18 protein-coding genes and 1 tRNA gene are annotated in these 15,416 nt (G+C 57.3%); 12 read left to right on the top strand and 7 right to left on the bottom strand.

Translation table 11 applies throughout. The features are described 5' to 3' along the window. Positions 1-17 precede the first annotated feature (17 nt). The 4 genes from D9K61_RS27425 to D9K61_RS05055 are packed head-to-tail and all read right to left on the bottom strand — an operon-like array spanning position 18 to position 4,492. On the bottom strand, positions 18-1,358 hold the full coding sequence (locus D9K61_RS27425; RefSeq protein ID WP_120632180.1) for an FAD-binding oxidoreductase: 1,341 nt from the start codon (positions 1,356-1,358) through the stop codon (positions 18-20). Then, positions 1,355-2,851 (bottom strand): aldehyde dehydrogenase, encoded by a 1,497-nt coding sequence (locus D9K61_RS05065; RefSeq protein WP_120632179.1) that lies wholly within the window; start codon positions 2,849-2,851, stop codon positions 1,355-1,357. The genes D9K61_RS27425 and D9K61_RS05065 overlap by 4 nt, the downstream gene beginning before the upstream one ends. Positions 2,852-2,856: 5 nt before the next feature. Beyond that, positions 2,857-3,774, bottom strand: coding sequence for a dihydrodipicolinate synthase family protein (locus D9K61_RS05060; protein WP_120632178.1), 918 nt, complete (start codon positions 3,772-3,774; stop codon positions 2,857-2,859). A gap of 7 nt (positions 3,775-3,781) precedes the next feature. After that, complete coding sequence (locus D9K61_RS05055) at positions 3,782-4,492, bottom strand: GntR family transcriptional regulator (RefSeq protein WP_120632177.1); 711 nt, start codon at positions 4,490-4,492, stop codon at positions 3,782-3,784. Positions 4,493-4,658: 166 nt separating this feature from the next. Between D9K61_RS05055 and D9K61_RS05050 the strand changes: the two genes are divergently transcribed. Continuing rightward, the gene (locus tag D9K61_RS05050) at positions 4,659-5,609 is read left to right on the top strand and encodes a GlxA family transcriptional regulator (protein WP_120632176.1); all 951 of its coding nucleotides are present in this window, start codon (positions 4,659-4,661) and stop codon (positions 5,607-5,609) included. Positions 5,610-5,966: 357 nt separating this feature from the next. Here the strand turns inward: D9K61_RS05050 and D9K61_RS05045 are convergent. After that, a tRNA-Thr gene (locus D9K61_RS05045) sits at positions 5,967-6,041 on the bottom strand. Positions 6,042-6,124: 83 nt separating this feature from the next. Here D9K61_RS05045 and D9K61_RS26825 point away from each other — a divergent pair. The 9 genes from D9K61_RS26825 (at position 6,125) to D9K61_RS05005 (ending at position 11,930) form a co-directional block, all read left to right on the top strand. After that, positions 6,125-6,280 (top strand): hypothetical protein, encoded by a 156-nt coding sequence (locus D9K61_RS26825; RefSeq protein ID WP_162946751.1) that lies wholly within the window; start codon positions 6,125-6,127, stop codon positions 6,278-6,280. A 6-nt stretch (positions 6,281-6,286) separates the two neighbouring features. Beyond that, a complete protein-coding gene (gene murA, locus D9K61_RS05040) occupies positions 6,287-7,555 on the top strand; it encodes a UDP-N-acetylglucosamine 1-carboxyvinyltransferase (protein WP_120632175.1) in 1,269 nt (422 codons plus the stop codon). Then, entirely contained in the window at positions 7,552-8,028 is a 477-nt protein-coding gene (locus tag D9K61_RS05035; RefSeq protein WP_120632174.1) for a DUF2948 family protein, read from the top strand. The genes murA and D9K61_RS05035 overlap by 4 nt, the downstream gene beginning before the upstream one ends. Beyond that, entirely contained in the window at positions 8,029-8,550 is a 522-nt protein-coding gene (locus D9K61_RS05030; protein WP_120632173.1) for a GNAT family N-acetyltransferase, read from the top strand. It begins immediately after the preceding gene. Between the two features lie 59 nt (positions 8,551-8,609). Continuing rightward, positions 8,610-9,911, top strand: a complete 1,302-nt coding sequence (gene hisD, locus D9K61_RS05025) for a histidinol dehydrogenase (RefSeq protein ID WP_120632172.1) — start codon at positions 8,610-8,612, stop codon at positions 9,909-9,911. Between the two features lie 96 nt (positions 9,912-10,007). Next, on the top strand, positions 10,008-10,487 hold the full coding sequence (locus tag D9K61_RS05020; protein ID WP_120632234.1) for a UPF0262 family protein: 480 nt from the start codon (positions 10,008-10,010) through the stop codon (positions 10,485-10,487). Positions 10,488-10,490: 3 nt separating this feature from the next. Then, positions 10,491-10,943: a low molecular weight phosphatase family protein gene (locus D9K61_RS05015; protein WP_120632171.1), complete on the top strand. Its 453-nt coding sequence runs from the start codon at positions 10,491-10,493 to the stop codon at positions 10,941-10,943. Between the two features lie 2 nt (positions 10,944-10,945). Next, a complete protein-coding gene (locus D9K61_RS05010; RefSeq protein WP_120632170.1) occupies positions 10,946-11,344 on the top strand; it encodes a ketosteroid isomerase-related protein in 399 nt (132 codons plus the stop codon). Continuing rightward, complete coding sequence (locus D9K61_RS05005) at positions 11,337-11,930, top strand: GNAT family N-acetyltransferase (RefSeq protein ID WP_120632169.1); 594 nt, start codon at positions 11,337-11,339, stop codon at positions 11,928-11,930. The genes D9K61_RS05010 and D9K61_RS05005 overlap by 8 nt, the downstream gene beginning before the upstream one ends. Positions 11,931-12,591: 661 nt before the next feature. Here the strand turns inward: D9K61_RS05005 and D9K61_RS05000 are convergent. Next, positions 12,592-13,424 (bottom strand): IS5 family transposase gene (locus D9K61_RS05000; RefSeq protein ID WP_120632168.1). Its coding sequence is split into 2 segments (ribosomal slippage): positions 12,592-13,088 and positions 13,088-13,424, totalling 834 coding nucleotides; the frame shifts between segments, so codons are not numbered across the junction. Positions 13,425-13,505: 81 nt separating this feature from the next. Here D9K61_RS05000 and D9K61_RS04995 point away from each other — a divergent pair. Then, entirely contained in the window at positions 13,506-13,973 is a 468-nt protein-coding gene (locus D9K61_RS04995) for an alpha/beta fold hydrolase (protein WP_162946749.1), read from the top strand. Positions 13,974-14,146: 173 nt separating this feature from the next. Here D9K61_RS04995 and D9K61_RS04990 read toward each other — a convergent pair whose 3' ends face one another. Continuing rightward, positions 14,147-14,779: a tyrosine-type recombinase/integrase gene (locus D9K61_RS04990; RefSeq protein ID WP_120632166.1), complete on the bottom strand. Its 633-nt coding sequence runs from the start codon at positions 14,777-14,779 to the stop codon at positions 14,147-14,149. A gap of 270 nt (positions 14,780-15,049) precedes the next feature. On the opposite strand from D9K61_RS04990, the gene D9K61_RS04985 reads away from it, so the two are divergent. Next, on the top strand, positions 15,050-15,416 hold a 367-nt coding region (locus D9K61_RS04985; protein WP_162946748.1), incomplete at its 3' end, for a hypothetical protein.

Raw genomic sequence — 15,416 nt, 5'->3', positions numbered from 1 at the left:
TGCCCTGAGGGGCAGGTTTATTCCTTGCCCGATCGCCATTCTTTCCAGATCAGATAGCTGTTTGCCCCAAGCGAGGCGAAGGGCTCGGGCGGCAATTGCGGCAGGTCAGGTTGGGCCAGAAAGTGATCGGCAATCCCGGAGCCACCTTTTTGGATCAGCTCTGCGACCCCGATGCCCTGCAAGGTACCGCGCGCGATCCCCAAGCCGTTCTGGCAACAGGCGGAATAGATGCCGGTTTCAAGTTCCCCGAACGCTGCAGATCCGTTACGACTGAGGCAAAGCATCCCGGCCCAGCGGTGTTCCATCTGAACCTCCGGCAGATGGGGGAAACGCTCGCGAAACTTGCGATCATGCACCCAGCCTGCGTTGCGCAGGCGCATCTGACTGGTTTCAATCGTCGGGTGAAAACTGGAACAGGTGCGGATCAGAATTCGATCACCGTAGCTGCCCGAGACACGTCGCACAGACGTTCCCATCGCATCAGCGGGCGTTACCGCCCAACGCGCTTGCCCCCCCAGCGCCTTGATCTGATCCGTTGTCAGTGGTTGGGTTAGCGAGGCGTACAGGCAGATATGCATCAGCTGCCTTGGGAAAAACCCAAAGCTTTCGACATGGCCGTTGTTGGCCAGAATGATCCGCCCTGTGGTGATGCGCGCTTTGGGCGTGCGGATAAGCCATCCGGCGCCTTGGCGTTCAAACCCGGTGACCGGCGAATTCTCGAACAGCCCGACCTGTTCTGCCAGACGTGCCGACAACGCCCGAATATAGGCGGCAGGCTGGATCATGACCGTGCCGGGCGCATATAAGCCCGAGGTGTAGTGCGGGCTGCCCGTCATCTCGCGCATTTGTTGTCGGTCATAGAGGAAATGGGGTTCACCCAACCGGTCCAGATGCGCGGCAAAGTCACGGTTATGGGCATCTCCGCCTCGTGTGGCGGCAGCATTGAACTTGCCACAGGGATCGAACGCGTCCTGCGGAAGCTCGCACTCGGCGGCGATGTCGGTTGCAAAGGCAATGGCTTGTCGGTTCAGGGCAATGGTTGCCCGATCCGCGTCAAGCCCATCACCGGCATAATTGTCGGATGCCAAATCATGCGGTAGATCGATCATGAAGCCAGAGTTGCGCCCGGCAGATCCTTCGGCAAAGCGACCAGCCTCCAACAGGACAATCTTCAGGGACGGATCAAGCTGATGTAATCGCCGTGCCGCTGAAAGCCCCGCAAACCCGCCGCCGACAATTGTGATATCGGCCGTCAGATCCCGGTCCAGTTCCGGCAACAACGTCTGCTGCGGCAGGATGGCATTCCACCCTGCCGATCCGGTTTGCCGGGGCAGACGTTTGGCGGTGAATTGTGTCAATCCACTGCCTCATCCGCGTCGTCTGCCAGATCGATCCAGATGGTTTTCAGCTGAGTATACTGATCATGCGCATGAACCGAATTATCCCTCCCGCCAAAGCCTGATTGTTTGTAGCCCCCAAAGGGCGTGGTGATGTCACCTTCGCCAAAGCTATTCACTGTGACCGTCCCTGCGCGGATCGCCCGCGCGCCTCGAATGGCGCGTTTGGCGTTGGCGGTAAAGATCGATGCACACAGGCCATAGTCGGTGTCGTTGGCAATCTTGATGGCCTCATCAAACCCCGATACCTCGATTGCCGACAGGACTGGGCCAAAGATCTCTTCGCGGGCAAGCGTTGCGTCGTTGGCTGGTACTTCGACCACCGTGGCCTCGACAAAGCCCTTTTCAGCCTTGCCGCCGATCACCACGTTTTCGGCCTGCTCCAGATAGCCGCAAACCTTATTGAAGTGCGCCTCGCTGACCAGCGCGCCCATGCGGGTTTCCGGGTCCAGCGGGTCGCCGACGTTCCACTGCCTTGCATGATGCACGATCCTCTCCAGCAGCTCGGCCTTCACATCCTTGTGCACGATCAGCCGGGATGAAGCCGAGCAGTTCTCGCCCATGTTCCAGAATGCCCCGTTCACCACATGCTGGGCGACACGATCCAGGTTCTCTGCATCCTCCATCACGATGGCCGGGTTCTTGCCGCCCATCTCAAGCACCACTTCCTTGGCGTTGCTTTCCGCCGAATAGCTGAGGAACCGCTTGCCGGTGACAGTCGAGCCGGTGAACGAGACCATGTCGACATCCATATGCCGACCGATGGGCTCGCCCACTTCGGCGCCACCGCCTGGCACGATGTTCAATACACCCCGTGGCAAGCCCGCTTCCATCGCCAGTTCAGCCACGCGCAGGGCGGTCAGCGTGGTCTCGGTTGCCGGTTTCACCACAACCGAGCAGCCCGCCGCCAAGGCAGGCCCGATCTTCCACGCCAACATGAGCAGCGGAAAGTTCCACGGCAGTACCAGTCCCACAACGCCGATGGGTTCGCGCACTACCATGGCGATGTGATCATCACTGGCGGGTGAAACCTGATCGTAGATCTTATCGATCGCCTCAGCATGCCATTTCAGGCAGCGAATGGTCTCGGGTACATCCACGGTTTCGCAGTCATAGATGGTCTTACCACTATCAATGCTTTCCATCACCGCCAGTTCGCGGGCATTCCGGGTCATCAATTTGCACAGCCGGATCAGCACATCCTTGCGATCAGATGGGTGCAGTTTCGACCAGCGCCCATCATCAAACGCCTCGCGCGCTTTTTCGACCGCGAAATCAACATCTGCCGTGCCGCAAGATGCGATATCGGCCAGTTTGTCACCGGTCGCTGGGTTTACCGTTTCAAACGTGTGCCCCGAGATCGCCGGGCGATACGCCCCGTCAATGAAGGAACCGGTCGGCAATTCAAGGTCCGCGGCGATGGATTTGTATTCGTCCTGTGTCAGCAGATCCATGTCTCTTACTCCTCAGCCACGATGTCAGCGATAGTCTTCTTCAGTACGCGCGTCACCTGTTCCAATGCGCGTTTGTCGTCCTTGTTCAGACCCTTCAGCGGGGGCCGCATTGCACCCGCGTCGATCCCATTCACGGTGACGCCGTGCTTGATGGTCTGGATGAACTTGCCGCCCTGTTCTAGCACCCGCATCAGCGGCATCATCGCAGACATGATCCGGCGGCCCTTGGCGAAATCACCTTCGACTACACAGGCGTTGTACAGTGCCACATGTTCGGCGGGCAGAAAGTTCGACCCGCCGCAGACCCAGAACGGTGCGCCCCAGGCAAAGAACTCCAACGCCTGATCATCCATGCCGCAACCAAGCTGGATATGCGGATAATCCCGCGCCAGCAGATGCACCCGGTTGATATCGCCCGAGCTCTCCTTGATGCCACAGAAATTCCGACTGCGACCCACGCGGTCAAGGAATTCCTCACCCATCATTGTGCCGGTGCGATGCGGGTAGTTGTACAGCATCACCGGCAGATCAGCGGCCTTGTCGATGGCCAGAGCGTTCAAGGCATTTTCCCGGTCGGTTGGCACCGAATAAGGCGGACTGGCCAGCAGGATTGCATCGGCACCGATTTCGCGCGCGCCCGAGGCCAGCGCGATTGAATCGGGTGTCAGCATTGCGCCGGTTCCAACCACCAAAGGCAAACGCCCCTGCAGGCGGTTATGTGTGAACCGGGCCAGCTCCAGACGTTCTGTCACGGTCTGAGCATAGTTCTCACCGGTCGACCCGCCCGAGATCATCCCATGGACACCGTTCTCGATCAGATACTCGATCATCTCTGACAGGGCGTCCCAGTTGACGCTGCCATCCAGGTGATACGGCGTTACGACGGGGGTATAGATCCCCTCAAATCTGAATATCGGGTTCATTCCGTCCTCATGCAGGTTTCGACAGGGGCGGGGCGCCCATCGGTACATCCAGTGCGTCTGGCATCACGAAAAGCTCGATCTGATCGCGCGACAGGGTCCAATGATCTTCGGCAAGCTGCGCCGCCGCTGCATCATCGCGCGCCTCGATGGCAGCAATGATGGCCTCGTGCTGCTGACTGGCCACCGACAGGTTTTCAGGCATCTGAGCGCCTTGTGGGCGATAGAATGTCATGCCTATCCGGGCATGGTCGATCAGCAGGCGGTTGAACGAGGGCAGCAGGTAAACATTGCCGGACATTTCCCCGGTTACTTCGTGAAAGCGATTATTGGCCAGTGCCCGGTCCGCGCCAGACCCGGATCGCAATGCCGCCTCAAACGTCTCTTGGGCGTCTTTAAGCTCCGCAATCTGCGCAGGCGTCGCATTCAGGGCCGCCAACCGCAGAACTGCGCCATAGATCATCGGTGCCGCCAGAAAGAAATCGCGCAGCGTGGTGTAGGACATCTCGGACACGCGGGCGCTGCGGTTGGTACGCAAATCCACGTAACCCTCACCCGCCAACTGGCGGAAAACTTCGCGTAGCGGGGTCCGGGACAATCCAAATGCGTCAGACAGATCCGCCTCGTCCAGATCTGCGCCTGGCTGCAGGCGTAGTGTCAGGATGGAGACCCTCAGGTGATCCCTTAGCGTGTTCTTCCGTGATTTGGCGTCGTCTTTCATTCCTGACCTCTGCGCGGTTCAGCCGGTTCGAATCGCAATTTGACCGACATTTGGCCAATGTGTATTCGAAGAAAATACAACTTGTATACATAAAAAAATCATGCAGCATAGGCTACCTGAAAATACTTGGGCTTTTCTTGTCCTGAATCGCAAATCGGTACCGCACATGCGCCAAACCCGGCACATCACCTTCGTCCTGATCGAGGAGTTCTCGCACCTCGCATTTTCCTGCGCGGTTGAACCATTGCGCATTGCCAATCTTGTCAGTGGCAAAGACCTGTATGAATGGTCGTTTGTGTCCGAGCATGGTGAACACGCTGTATGCTCGAACGGTTCTGTCACATTGGCTCATTTCGGCCTCGACGGGTTGCGAAAATGTGATCAGCTGTTTGTCCTGTCGGGGATTCACATGCGCAACCATGTCACGAGGCCATTGTTGGCCACCCTGAGGCGCGAACGAGCGCGGGGTACATCGATCGGCGCATTATGTTCGGGGGCGTGGCTGCTGGCTGAGGCAGGGTTTCTGGACGGGATGCAGGCCGCGATTCATTGGGAATACCACGACGCCTTCATGGAGGCTTTTCCAGAGGTCAACCTGGTGCGAAGCGTGTTTGTCGCTGACGAAAAACACATCACCGCATCCGGTGGTACCGCCACAGCGGATCTGATGTTGCATCTGATCGAACAGGACCATGGCGAAGAGCTGTCAATCGATGTTGCAGACCAAATGGTTTATAACGCTGTTCGGAACGCCACCGCCAAACAACGCGTTTCCTTGCAATCGCGCAATGGCATGCGAAACGCGCATTTGGCCAAGGCAATCCACATGATGCAGGACAGTATCGACGCGCCAGTACCCCCGTCTTACATCGCTGATCAGCTGGGAATTTCCACCCGTCAATTGGAGCGTTTGTTCGGTAAGTATCTAAACACATCGCCGAAGAAGTACTTCATGGAAATGCGTCTTGAGCGGGCGCAGAAATTGCTCTTGCAGACCGAAGCTTCGGTCACCGAAGTTGCAATGGCTTGCGGGTTCGAAAACCCCGGCCATTTCTCGCGTGTTTACCGCTCAAGTTTTGGTGTCACGCCGCACGCGCAAAAGAATAAAATCGATTGATTTGTGGGACCTGTTGGTTTGCGTTCGCAAACCGCTTTGACCTGACCGCCACTGCAGGGTGAGCAGCAAGACTGTTTTGGCACGCAAATGGTCTTGTGCCCACCCCACTCACCTCGCCGAATGACCCCCTCGTTAAAACTGGACTTGTAAACACATCGGCAAGATTGAGTAGCGATACATGCAAACATAGGCATAATTATTGCCAGAACATGTCCGTTATGAGTTGGGTGCTGCCACAATGATTAACGTTACAATCGGTCGCTGGGCCCTGAGACGTGCGTGTTACAACAGCTTGGACACCAGACACTGCGGTGTGCCCTTGATACAAGGACAAGCATAAAAACAAGGGCGATTGGATGGTGCTGCTGGAGAGAATTGAACTCTCGACCTCTCCCTTACCAAGGGAGTGCTCTACCTCTGAGCTACAGCAGCGCTGTGGGCGGGTGATTAGACTTAAACGAAACGCGGCGCAAGGGTGTCTGGACGGTTTTTTTCGCCTCCTGTAGAGAAAGGGAATGGCAGATAAAACTTCACCTAAAAAACACGGCAAATCCGGGGATGCGCGCGAAGACAGGCTGAAAGCTTCGCTCAAGGCCAACCTTGCACGGCGCAAGGCGCAGGCCAAGGCGCGCGCGACTTCGGACGACAAGGCCGGCAAAGACGAGGGATAAGAGCAGATGGATTCGATTCTGGTGACGGGCAACGGGCCGGTGAACGGTCAGATACCGATTGCGGGGGCCAAAAACGCGTGCCTGACGCTGATGCCTGCGACTTTGTTAAGCGAAGAACCGCTGACGCTGACCAACGCGCCGCGGCTTAGTGACATCAAGACGATGACGGCCCTGCTGCAATCGCTGGGGGCCGAGGTGTCGTCGCTGCAGGATGGTCAGGTTCAGGCGATGTCCAGCCACGATTTGACCAGCCAGACGGCTGACTACGAAATCGTGCGTAAGATGCGTGCCTCAAATCTGGTGCTGGGTCCTTTGCTGGCGCGTTTTGGGCATGCGGTTGTGTCACTGCCGGGGGGATGTGCGATTGGCGCTCGTCCGATGGATTTGCACGTCGAAGGTCTTGAGGCCCTGGGGGCCGAGATTGAATTGAAAGACGGATACCTCTACGCCAAGGCCCCGGGCGGCCTGAAGGGTGCCGTGCATGAAATGCGCTTTGCCTCGGTCGGGGCGACGGAAAACATCGTCATGGCCGCGACGCTGGCCAAAGGCACCACGGTGCTGAAAAACGCCGCGCGCGAGCCCGAGATCGTCGATCTGGTCGAATGCCTGCGCAAGATGGGCGCGCAGATTGCGGGTGAGGGGACCTCGACCATCGAAATACAGGGCGTCGACCGTCTGCACGGCGCCACCCATCAGGTGGTCACCGACCGGATTGAGCTGGGCACCTATATGCTGGCCCCGGCCATTTGCGGCGGTGAGGTTGAGCTGTTGGGCGGGCGCATGCGGCTGGTTGAATCCTTTGCAGCCAAACTGGATGCGGCGGGTGTCAGTGTAACGGAAACCGACAAGGGCCTGAAAGTCGCCCGCAAGAATGGCCGCGTGTCGGCTGTGGATGTGGTGACCGAACCGTTCCCCGGCTTCCCGACCGATCTGCAGGCACAGATGATGGCGCTGATGTGCACGGCCGAAGGTACCTCGGTGCTGGAAGAACGCATCTTCGAGAACCGCTTTATGCACGCCCCCGAACTGGTGCGCATGGGCGCGAATATCGAGGTGCATGGCGGTACGGCCACTGTAACGGGTGTCGAGCGTCTGAAAGGTGCGCCTGTGATGGCGACGGATCTGAGGGCCTCGGTCTCGTTGATCCTTGCTGGATTGGCTGCTGAGGGCGAGACAACTGTCAGCCGGGTCTATCATCTTGATCGAGGATATGAGCATGTGGTGCGCAAGCTGGAAGGCGTGGGTGCAAAGATTGAACGGATCAAAGGTCAATGACAGACGCAAGTTTTGAAGACGGGCGCGAGGCCCCGCTGAACCTCGGCGCCGAAGATGGCGATGACCTGCAGGTGATATCGACCCTGGCGCAGGACGCGATCTTTCCGGTCACCGAGATGACATGGAAACCATCGCAGCGACGCTTTGCCTTGCTGTTGAACCGCTTTCGGTGGGAAGACAGGGATGCGGCAACGCGCCGGAATCGATCGTTCGAGCGGGTCCGTGCCGTTTTGGTGTTTGATTCTGTTCTGTCCGTTGCCAGTCAGGGCATCGACCGAAGCGACCAGGACATGATCCTGTCCTTGTTGTCGGTCGATTTTGAACCCGGTGAAGATGGCGCTGGTCATGTTTTATTGACCCTTGCGGGTGACGGGGCAATCCGTTTGTCGGTCGAGGCGCTGGATGCCACGCTTAAAGATGTGACCCGCCCCTATAAGGCCCCGTCAGGTCACGCGCCGCATCATCCCGAGTAGATGGGAAACAAACGCGGTATTTCTCAGGCGTTCAACCAGCAGCCTGATGGATTGGTTCTGCGACGGGCGACGGTTTTTGACGTGTTTGACATCAGCCAGGTTCTGATCCGATCGATTACTGAACTTTGTCGTGCGGACCATCTGGGCGACCCAAAAGCCATCACGCTTTGGACGGAGAACAAGAATCCGGCGGCAATCCGAGGCTGGATCGACGGTGGGTCGCATATTTGGCTGGCTGAAAACACGGGCCAGGTCGCAGCTGTCGGCGGTTTGCTCGATACCGGTGTTGTAACGCTGCTTTATGTTGATCCTGACCATAGTAGATGCGGTGTTGGCACGGCATTGCTGCGGAAGTTGGAGAGGGAACTGGCCGCGACAGGTTGCTCCAACGCCAGTCTGAACGCGACGCGCACAGCACGCGATTTCTATATCGCGCGGGGATGGCAGCCCGCCGGCGCGCCCGGCGAATGGAACGGCATCCCCCAATTCCCGATGCGCAAATCGCTGCACCCCACGGACTGAGGGTTGAGGCTGGCCCGTCCCGGCGATATGTCCCGTTGAAACGCCCGGAGTGCCAGATCATGCCTGTGTTCCTTGATACCACATCGCCCGACTTTGAGGCCGCCTTTCAAGCGCTGCTGACCGCCAAGCGCGAAGACAGCCCCGATGTCGACGCGGTTGTGGTGCAAATCATCGAAGACGTACGTGGTCGAGGTGATGCAGCTGTGATCGAATTGACGGCGAAATTCGACCGGTTGGAGCTGACGCCGGACAATTTGGCCTTCAGTAAGTCCGAGATTGCCGATGCCGTCGCCAATGTCTCAGCTCAGGATCGCGCTGCGCTGGAACTGGCGGCGGATCGCATCCGGGCCTATCACGAAAAACAAATGCCCGAGGATTGCGAATGGACGGATAATGCCGGCGCTACTTTGGGTTGGCGTTGGTCAGCTGTATCTGCTGCCGGGCTTTATGTACCGGGCGGGCTGGCGTCTTATCCGTCTTCTGTTCTGATGAACGCCATCCCTGCCAAAGTGGCGGGTGTTTCGCGTTTGGCGATCGCTGTGCCAACCCCGGACGGTCAGATAAACCCTCTTGTCCTGCTTGCGGCGCAGCTATCCGGCGTGGATGAGATTTACCGTATCGGCGGCGCGCAGGCAATTGCCGCGCTGGCCTATGGCACCGAAACGATACCGCCCGTGGATAAGATCACAGGTCCGGGCAACGCCTATGTGGCGGCGGCGAAAAGACGGGTGTTCGGCAAGGTCGGCATCGATATGATCGCAGGCCCATCGGAAATTCTGGTGATCGCGGACACGGATAACGACCCCGACTGGATCGCGCTGGATCTGCTCAGTCAGGCCGAACATGACGAAAGTGCCCAGTCCATTCTGATCACCGATGATGCCGCCTTTGGGCAATCTGTGGCGCAGGCTGTGGAAAAACGCCTTGAAACGCTCCAACGCCGTGCCATCGCAGGCGCCAGTTGGCGCGACTACGGCGCCGTCATCACCGTTCGCGATCTGGACGAGGCGGCGCTGCTGTCCAACCGCATCGCGCCCGAGCATCTGGAACTCTGCGTGGCTGACCCGGCGGGTCTGTGCGACAAAACCATTCACGCGGGTGCAATCTTTCTGGGTCAGTATACGCCCGAGGCGATTGGCGATTATGTCGGTGGTCCCAACCATGTACTGCCAACCGCCCGGTCCGCGCGGTTCTCATCCGGGCTCAGTGTGATGGATTTTCTCAAGCGGACCACGCTCAGTCAGATGACACCGCAAGCCCTGCGCGCAATAGGCCCTGCCGCGGCGCGACTGGCGCAATCCGAAAGTCTCGAGGCGCATGGGTTATCCGTTCAGGCACGGTTGGACAGGTTGAATGATTGAAGATGCGCAACGTCTTTTTTGAGGGTGTGGAACGCAGCGTTGCCCCTTCGGCGCGCTTGGGTTAGGTCTGTTCTGATCTGAATGGACCACATGAAAATGACCCGTATTACGCATATCGAACTGGACGACCGAAACCTGCCTCCACCGACCCCTGAGATCGAGCAGGAGCGCAAGGTCGCCATCTTTGACTTGCTGGAAGAAAACACCTTTGCACTGCCCGTGCGGGACGACCGCGTGGTGCCTGATGGCCCGTACCATGTACAGCTCTCGATCCGCGACAAGCGGTTGGTGTTCGACATCGCGACCGAAGCCAACGAAAAAGCGGCCGAGTTCCATCTGTCTCTGGGCCCGTTCCGGCAGGTGGTCAAAGACTATTTCCAAATCTGCGAAAGCTACTTTGACGCGGTCAAGACGTTGCCGCCCAGTCAGATCGAAACTATCGATATGGCCCGGCGTGGCATTCACAACGAAGGCAGCCGCGTGTTGCAGGAACGGCTGGAAGGCAAGGCTGATATCGACACCGATACGGCCCGCCGCCTGTTCACGCTGATCTGCGTGCTGCATTTCGGAGGCTGACGCGTGACGCCGCTGCCACAGTCCATCCTGTTCTGTTGCGATCACAATTCGGTTCGGTCCCCGATGGCCGAAGGCATCATGAAGAAATTCTATGGCACCGGCACATATGTCCAATCCGCAGGCGTGCATAACGATCTTGAGATTGACGGGTTCTGCATAGCGGTCTGTCAGGAAATGGGGGTCGAACTGTCGCGCCACCGCTCGCGGTCCTTTGACGAGATGCAGGAATGGGGCGACGATCTAAGTTCGTTTGACCTGATCGTCTCTCTGTCCCCGGCCAGCCAGCGCAAAGCATTGGACCTGACCCGGATTTTTCACCTGGATGTCGATTATTGGCCAATAATGGACCCTACCGGGATGGGCGAGACCCGCGATCAGAAGTTACATCACTACCGACAGACCCGCGATCAGATCATCCAGCATCTGAAAGACCGCTGGGGCGAACCAACGGAGTGACCATGAACCCGACCGTCAAAACCTACTTCGAAGCCTTCAACGCCAGTGATGTCGATAGCATGTTGGCTTGCCTCTCTGATGACGTGGCCCATCACGTGAACGAAGGGCAGATCCGTGCCGGCAAGGAAAAATTTGCGGCCTTTTGCGCCCATATGAACCGCTGCTACCGCGAAAACCTGACCGATATCGTGATTTTCGACGCCCCGGACGGCACACGCGCCGCTGCTGAATTCACCGTCAACGGCACCTATCTGGAAACTGATGAAGGCTTGCCGCAGGCCCACGGCCAGACCTATCGCCTGCCTGCTGGATCGTTCTTTGACCTCAAAGACGGCAAGATCACCCGCGTCACCACTTACTACAACCTAGCCGACTGGACCAAACAGGTCTCGAATGGCTGAGGTGTCCGATGTCCGCGTCCTGACGGGGGCGGCTCTGACAGATGCGCTTGATGATGTGGCCCGCCTGCGGATCGAGGTGTTCCACGCTTGGCCTTATCTTTATGACGGCGATCTGGAGTACGAGCGCAACTACCTGCAAGCCTACCTTGACAGCGACAAGGCAATCGTCGTCGGCGCCTTTGAAGGCGATACACTCGTCGGTGCCTCAACCGGAGCGCCCCTGACCGATCACGCCGATGACTTCGCGGCTGCCTTCGATGGCAGCGGACTGGACATCAACGACATCTTCTATTGCGCAGAATCCGTCCTGCTGCCCCCCTATCGCGGGCAAGGCGTAGGCAACAAATTCTTCGACCTGCGCGAGGCGCACGCCCGCGCGCTTGGCTATCCAAAATGCGCCTTCTGCGGTGTCCAACGTCCTGCTGATCACCCAGCACGGCCAACGGACTATCGCCCGCTGGACGCATTTTGGAGGGCGCGGGGATACGAACCTCTGCCCGATGTTGTGGCACAGTTTTCCTGGAAGGATATTGGGGGCAAAGGCGAAACACTGAAGCCGCTGCAGTTCTGGATTCGGGACTTGTGAGTGTCCGTTACGCGCAACAGAGCCGCCTATTGCCGGCGCCGCTATTGCTCATGCAGCAATCATTCGCACCTGCGGCAGCATTTTATCAGCGTTGCGGCGATTTTCGCGAAAGCGGTCATTCAAAGCCGCTCGGATGGTCAGTTTTCAAATCGCAATTTCGCTGCGCGGGCCATAAACTCGAAAGGCGCAGAGTTCGCATACATTAGGCCGTCGTCGGCTTTAAGAATTACGAAAAATGCGTTGTTGTGTCATTTCGCTTCGATGACTCTCTAATTTCCAGCCGCGTGATATACCTTCTCCACTATCGCTGGCACTTTCGGAATGATCTACATTTATTACCAAGAGGTCCCGATACTCTTACTTGGTGAATATGTTTATCCCCCGTTGTAAACAGCATAAAATTGATGACCATAGCGCATCGAAAATTGGGGTTATTTCAGATTTCTCGTAGCTTTGCGGAACATTGATGCTTCACCTATTGGGCAATTCGGGCTACCTTGCCAAGTGACATCTCTAAAGGGGGTGTTAGGCTACAATATTCCACCTGGGCCTTGCCCGAAAGGTGGATTCCAAAAATCCTAGTCGGGTAAAATGGAACGCTAGCATGGGCTCAATTAAGAAAGTTGGCATTGTTATCTTTGATGGGGTCGAGCGACCTAGGTCATGTTGACAAATGGCGGAACCAGAGGCGGATCGACGTGATGTCGATGAAACCCAAGAAACTTTCCGCAGTCTTGTCGTAGCGCGTTGCGACACGCCGAGCGTTTTTGAGCTTATTGAAGCATCGTTCGACCAGATTGCGGAGACGATACAGCGAGTGGTCCACACCGACGCGCATTTTCCGGGATTTCCGCATCGGTATCTGAGTCAGAACATCACGGGCATCCATTTTTTTGCGCATTCTATCAGCATCATATCCGCGATCCGCCAATAACACTCTGGGGCACGGCAGATTGTCCACCATGACCAGATCAAAACCAAGATAGTCGGATGTCTGGCCCGGCGTGATCTCGGTTCTCATGGGTAGGCCGTGAGCGTTGACGAGGAGGTGGATCTTGGTCGTGAAGTGGTAGATGGTCCAGAAAACAGTCCAGTGGACTGTTTTCCCATCGGACGCTCGAGAGCGGCCGAAACCCTGTCTCGGAGTCCCTCTTTTGCACCCGCTGCCTGATGGTGGGCACGGATTACGGTGCTGTCGATCATCTGGAGCGCATCTGGGACCGCACCACTTCGGTTCAGCGCGTCCATGATATCCTCCCAAAGCCCGGCCAAGGTCCAGCGCCGAAACTGGCGGTAGACGCTTGACCATTTGCCGAACTCTTCGGGCAAGTCGCGCCATGGTACTCCGGTCCGCGCAATCCAGAAAATACCATCTAGAACAAGGCGGTGGTTGGTGGGTTTGCGCCCGTTCGGGGCGCGGACAGCCAGAATGAAACGCTCAAAGAACGCCCACTCTTCGTCCGGCATCAGGTCTCGTGCCAAGTTGGTCTCCATCGTAGATACCAGCTTGAATCACGCCTACGGCACGATGTGAATCCCTTTTGTCAACATGACCTAGTCGCCCAGAGAATTGCAGTGCTGCGCCCCGACCTCGTAGAGCGGCTTGTGCTATCCAATACAGCAATGAAAATCGGTGTCCGCGAAGATTGGATGGAAGGGGCTACGGCAGCTCGAAACGAAGGGTTCTGTCGAAAGAAAATCGAAGACTCCTTTCAGCACCTGTTTTCCCCTGATTTTTGTCAGCCGTCTCCGCGCTTTGCAGAATTGGTCGCCCGACGGTTGCGTTTGTCTGTTGAGGGCTATGTTGGCTGCTGCCAGGCGATCGGCCATGCAGATTTGTCAAAGGCCGTCTCTCGTCCCGCCCAACCCGCGCTTGTTATTGGCACCGAAGATGACGTCGTGACCCCACGCGACATCGTAGAGGAATTCGCTGCTTCTCTTCCGAATAGCGAGTTCCAGCTGATACGGGGGGCAGGTCATCTGCCTTGCGTTGACAAACCAGAAGAATTTGCCGGGTTGCTTGTATCGTTTCTAGATTTGTAGTTCGGGACTCATTGATCCCCATCTGTCGTCACGACCTTGCCATTGTGACGGGCAAAGCGGCCCTTCATGGATCGCGCAGCATTTGTCAAACGGGCTCAGCACCGACCATCGCCGCATAGGTGACGGGCAACTGCTTTGGGATGGCGAACGGCAGGGCCGTTCGCCAAGGTAACTTAGATATCGATACGCTCGGCGATACTCAGGGCATCTTCCAGTTCGACGCCAAGATACCGAACAGTGCTAGCGACCTTCGTGTGCCCGAGTAGCAGTTGGACCGCACGGAGGTTGCCCGTCTTTCGGTATATCTCCGCCGCCTTTGTTCGCCGAAGCGAATGGGTGCCGTACCCGCTCGGTTCAAGCCCAATCGCCGTCACCCAGTCACGAACGAGCCTTCCATACTGGCGGGTCGAGATATGTGGGCGGTCATGGAACCGGCTCGGGAACATGAAACGACACGCAAACATCTCGGGTGATTTCACCCATGCCAAGACGGTTTCACGCGTGTTTTCCGTTAGTTCGAACTGGACGGGGCGCTTAGTTTTGCTCTGGATCACTGAAACGCGCTCCCGAACGCGATCATCCTTCACGAGGTCAGACACGGCCAATTTGACCAGATCACAGCCACGAAGTTTGCTGTCGATGGCGACGTTGAACAAAGCTAAGTCGCGGAGGTTACCCGCCAGTTCAAGCCGTGCCCGGATCGCCCAGACCTGTTTTGGCAAAAGGGGTCGCTTCTGCCCGATGATGCGCCCTTTGTTCCGGGCATTGCGTTTCGGGGTGGTTGCGGGAAGTTGGACTCTTGGCATGATTTGCCCTCCGATCCACCCTCCAAGCCCATTCACCAGCACCGCGCTGGCAGTGGGATTATATCTTTTGTGGCGAGGGCAGTTTTCGGGAACCGACTGGCCGTATCAGTGCTGCATGGGCATTCGACCGCTCAGAGCCCATAGTCCCGAATTTCTGCAAGATGGCGAATGTCAGTTTCGTTGATTCGAACACTTAATGTATATCCGTGCCCACATTCTGTGCTCTATTGGTATCGCCTTGTATCAAGCCGCGACATTCGGAAACCAGCCATGCGCATCATCTTTGCCATCGCCACGCTTTTCATTCTGACCAGTCAGTCATTGGCACAGGAATCAATCCTCGTGGGTGATGCTCCCCTGCCCGACGATATCGAAATCACCGCCCAGGATAATTCCCCGTTCCTCGGGGTTTGGACGGGAAGATGGGACACTTGGAGAAGTCACATTCTCGTCGTGGAAAGCCAGGACGAAGACGGGCTATTCAGTGTCATCTATTCAGTGGGGCGCGGCCATCATGGCAGTGGTAGTTGGTTCCGCAGCCAAGCGCGATTGGACGGCGACACTCTGGTTTTTACCGATAGCGACTTCGCTGCGCGATACTCAATTTCAGCTACCGGACGGTTGCGCGGTATCTATC

It is taken from the genome of Ruegeria sp. EL01 (assembly GCF_900313035.1).
In the GTDB taxonomy this organism is placed as follows: domain Bacteria; phylum Pseudomonadota; class Alphaproteobacteria; order Rhodobacterales; family Rhodobacteraceae; genus Ruegeria.
The sequence above is the reverse complement of the archived record's forward strand: the minus strand, read 5'-3'. Positions and strand labels throughout refer to the sequence as shown.

Coding starts and splice junctions, on each gene's coding strand:
- D9K61_RS05065 (WP_120632179.1), bottom strand. CDS start 2,851: ATGGATCTGCTGACACAGGACGAATACAAATCCATCGCCGCGGACCTT.
- D9K61_RS05060 (WP_120632178.1), bottom strand. CDS start 3,774: ATGAACCCGATATTCAGATTTGAGGGGATCTATACCCCCGTCGTAACG.
- D9K61_RS05055 (WP_120632177.1), bottom strand. CDS start 4,492: ATGAAAGACGACGCCAAATCACGGAAGAACACGCTAAGGGATCACCTG.
- D9K61_RS05050 (WP_120632176.1), top strand. CDS start 4,659: ATGCGCCAAACCCGGCACATCACCTTCGTCCTGATCGAGGAGTTCTCG.
- D9K61_RS26825 (WP_162946751.1), top strand. CDS start 6,125: ATGGCAGATAAAACTTCACCTAAAAAACACGGCAAATCCGGGGATGCG.
- murA (WP_120632175.1), top strand. CDS start 6,287: ATGGATTCGATTCTGGTGACGGGCAACGGGCCGGTGAACGGTCAGATA.
- D9K61_RS05035 (WP_120632174.1), top strand. CDS start 7,552: ATGACAGACGCAAGTTTTGAAGACGGGCGCGAGGCCCCGCTGAACCTC.
- D9K61_RS05030 (WP_120632173.1), top strand. CDS start 8,029: ATGGGAAACAAACGCGGTATTTCTCAGGCGTTCAACCAGCAGCCTGAT.
- hisD (WP_120632172.1), top strand. CDS start 8,610: ATGCCTGTGTTCCTTGATACCACATCGCCCGACTTTGAGGCCGCCTTT.
- D9K61_RS05020 (WP_120632234.1), top strand. CDS start 10,008: ATGACCCGTATTACGCATATCGAACTGGACGACCGAAACCTGCCTCCA.
- D9K61_RS05010 (WP_120632170.1), top strand. CDS start 10,946: ATGAACCCGACCGTCAAAACCTACTTCGAAGCCTTCAACGCCAGTGAT.
- D9K61_RS05005 (WP_120632169.1), top strand. CDS start 11,337: ATGGCTGAGGTGTCCGATGTCCGCGTCCTGACGGGGGCGGCTCTGACA.
- D9K61_RS04990 (WP_120632166.1), bottom strand. CDS start 14,779: ATGCCAAGAGTCCAACTTCCCGCAACCACCCCGAAACGCAATGCCCGG.